This window comes from Paraconexibacter sp. (genome assembly GCF_041602235.1).
Taxonomy (GTDB): Bacteria; Actinomycetota; Thermoleophilia; order Solirubrobacterales; family Solirubrobacteraceae; genus Paraconexibacter.
Window position 1 is genome coordinate 1 of the sequence record NZ_JBFIGP010000376.1, and the last position, 2,958, is coordinate 2,958.

General features: G+C 72.2%; 1 protein-coding gene and 1 pseudogene. One reads left to right on the top strand and one right to left on the bottom strand.

The window, feature by feature from the left end:
• Positions 1–2,340: DEAD/DEAH box helicase (locus ABYE80_RS19160; RefSeq protein ID WP_372791914.1), on the top strand; the 2,340-nt coding region annotated here is incomplete at its 5' end.
• Positions 2,341–2,394: 54 nt separating this feature from the next.
• Here ABYE80_RS19160 and ABYE80_RS19165 read toward each other — a convergent pair.
• Positions 2,395–2,958: pseudogene (locus ABYE80_RS19165) on the bottom strand (hypothetical protein); the annotation flags it as partial.

Below are 2,958 nucleotides of genomic sequence, written 5' to 3' on the forward strand. Positions count from 1 at the left end.
ACGTTCTACACGGCGCCCATCAAGGCTCTCGTCTCCGAGAAGTTCTTCGCGCTGTGCGAGACGTTCGGGGCGGACAACGTCGGGATGCTCACGGGCGACGCCTCCGTCAACCCGCAGGCGCCGATCATCTGCTGTACCGCCGAGGTGCTCGCGAACATCGCGCTGCGCGAGGGCCCCGGCGCGGACGTCGGGCAGGTCGTGATGGACGAGTTCCACTTCTACGCCGACGGCCAGCGTGGCTGGGCCTGGCAGGTGCCGCTCCTGACGCTCCCGAACGCGCAGTTCGTGCTCATGTCGGCGACGCTCGGGGACATGTCGAGCATCGCGGAGGACCTCACGCTGCGCACCGGGCGCGAGACGGCGGTCGTGGACAACGCGGAGCGCCCCGTCCCGCTCACCTACGCCTGGTCGGTCGAGCCGATGCACGAGCTGCTCGAGGAGCTCGTCGCGGAGGACCGGGCGCCGATCTACGTCGTGCACTTCACGCAGGCCTCGGCGATGGAGCGCGCGCAGTCGCTCCTGTCGGCGAAGCTCTCGACCCGCGAGGAGCGGGACGCCATCGCGCAGGAGATCGGGGCCTTCCGCTTCACCGCGGGGTTCGGGCGGACCCTGTCCAAGCTCGTCCGCGGCGGGGTGGGCGTGCACCACGCCGGGATGCTGCCCCGGTACCGGCGCCTCGTGGAGCAGCTTGCCCAGAGGGGCCTGCTGAAGGTCATCTGCGGCACCGACACCCTCGGCGTCGGCATCAACGTGCCGATCCGCACCGTGGTCTTCACCGCGCTCGCGAAGTACGACGGCAGTCGCCACCGGCTGTTGAAGGCCCGGGAGTTCCACCAGATCGCCGGGCGCGCGGGCCGCGCCGGGTTCGACACCTCCGGGCACGTCGTCGTCCAGGCCCCCGATCACGTCATCGAGCGGGTCCGTGCGCTGGCCAAGGCCGGCGACGACCCGAAGAAGCGCCGCAAGGTCCAGACGAAGAAGCCCGCCGACGGCGCGGTGAGCTGGACCGAGGAGACCTTCGAGCGCCTGAAGAACGCGATCCCGGAGCCGCTCGTGTCGAAGATGCGCGTCGACCACGCCATGATCCTCAACGTCGTGGGCCGTCCCGGCGATCCGGTCGCCGCGATGCGGGCGCTCATGGAGGACAACCACGAGGACGAGCGGGGCCGCCGGCGCCTGTCCGAGCAGGCCCAGGCGTTGGGGGACGAGCTCGTCCGCGCCGGCGTGCTCGAGTGGCTGCCGGAGCCCGATCCCGACGGGCGCACGATCCGGCTCTCCGGCACGTTGCAGGACGACTTCGCGCTCAACCAGCCGCTGGCGTCGTTCGCTCAGATCGCGTTCGGTCTGCTGGACCCCGAGTCCGAGACGTACACCCTCGACGTCGTGTCGGTCATCGAGGCGATCCTCGACGATCCGTTCCCGGTCCTGATGGCGCAGGCGAACAAGGCTCGCGGCGAGGCGGTCGCCGAGATGAAGCTGCAGGGCATCGAGTACGACGAGCGCATGGAGCTGCTGGAGGAGGTCACCTACCCGAGGCCCCTGGCCGACGGATTGCTCGACGCGCTGCGCAGCTACCGCGAGACCCACCCATGGGTGCGCGAGTCCGACCTGTCACCGAAGTCGATCGTCCGCGACATGTACGAGTGGGGTCGCAGCTTCACCGAGTTCGTGGCGTTCTACGGGCTCGCGCGCTCGGAGGGACTCGTCCTGCGCTACCTGTCGGGCGCCTACCGGGCGCTGCGCCAGACGGTGCCCGAGGACGTCAAGACCGCGCAGCTCGACGAGCTCATCGACTGGCTGGGGGAGACGGTGCGGCAGACCGACTCGAGCCTGCTCGACGAGTGGGAGGCGCTGACCGACCCGGATGCCGTCGCGCGCGCGGCCGCGCAGCTCGCGTCGGGCGAGGTCGCCCCGCCGGAGCGCCCGATCACCGCGAACGACCGGGCGTTCACCGTCATGGTCCGCAACGCGATGTTCCAGCGGGTCCAGCTCGCCGCCCGCGACCGGGTCGAGGACCTGGTGGCGCTCGAGACCGCGGCGTCGGCCCTGCTGGACCCCCCCGAGCGCGTCACCATGGACGCCACGGCCTGGAGCGACGCCCTGGATGCCTACTGGTCGCAGTACGACTCGATCGGCACCGGTCCGAGCGCACGCTCGCCCGACCTGCTGATGATCGACCGCGACCCGCCGGGGGAGGAGGGGCGCACGTGGCTCGTGCGGCAGATCCTCGAGGACCCCGACGGCCATCGCGACGCGGCCATCTTGGCCACCGTGGACCTGGACGCCTCGGACGCGGCCGGAGAGCCGGTGGTCAGGACGCTGAGCTTCGGGACGGGGTGACGCGAGGGGCTGGTGCGGACGGATGCCGCAAGACCTGCGTGAAAGCGCCCGATCTCAGCGCGGCAGGGGGGTCGTCCGGGACGCCCGGACCGTGGCGGGACGCGCCCCGCCCACGACGAGCGTGGCGTCCGCCCGCAGGCGGAGTCCGCGCGCACGAGCGGGGGAGGGGATCGTCCACCGCAGCGTCTGCGTGCCGGCCCGGGGCGCCGGTACGGGGAAGCTGCGCCTCCCCACGGTGCGGCGACCCCGCATGACGCGCAGGACCACGGCGGCAGTGCGCTGGGCGGGGAGCTTCGAGAAGCGCACGACGACGCTCACGCGGCGCCCTCGCACTCGCAGCGACCGCACACGCACCCGTGCGGCCGGCCGGGTCCTCGACCGCAGCGTCCGCGTCCGCGAGCGCGCGCCGAGACGCCGGACCGTCACCCGGACGCGATCGAGCACCCGCCAGTCGACCGGGGTGAGCGTCACGGTGGCGTCCCGCCCGACGGCGATCGGCCCGGACGTGAACGTCGCGGCGCCCCCGTTGCGCTGGGCGGACTGCAGTTCGACGCGCATGGTGGTCGCGGCTCCCTCATGGGCGATCGTCAGCCGCCGTCCGCCGGCAAGCCTCACCAC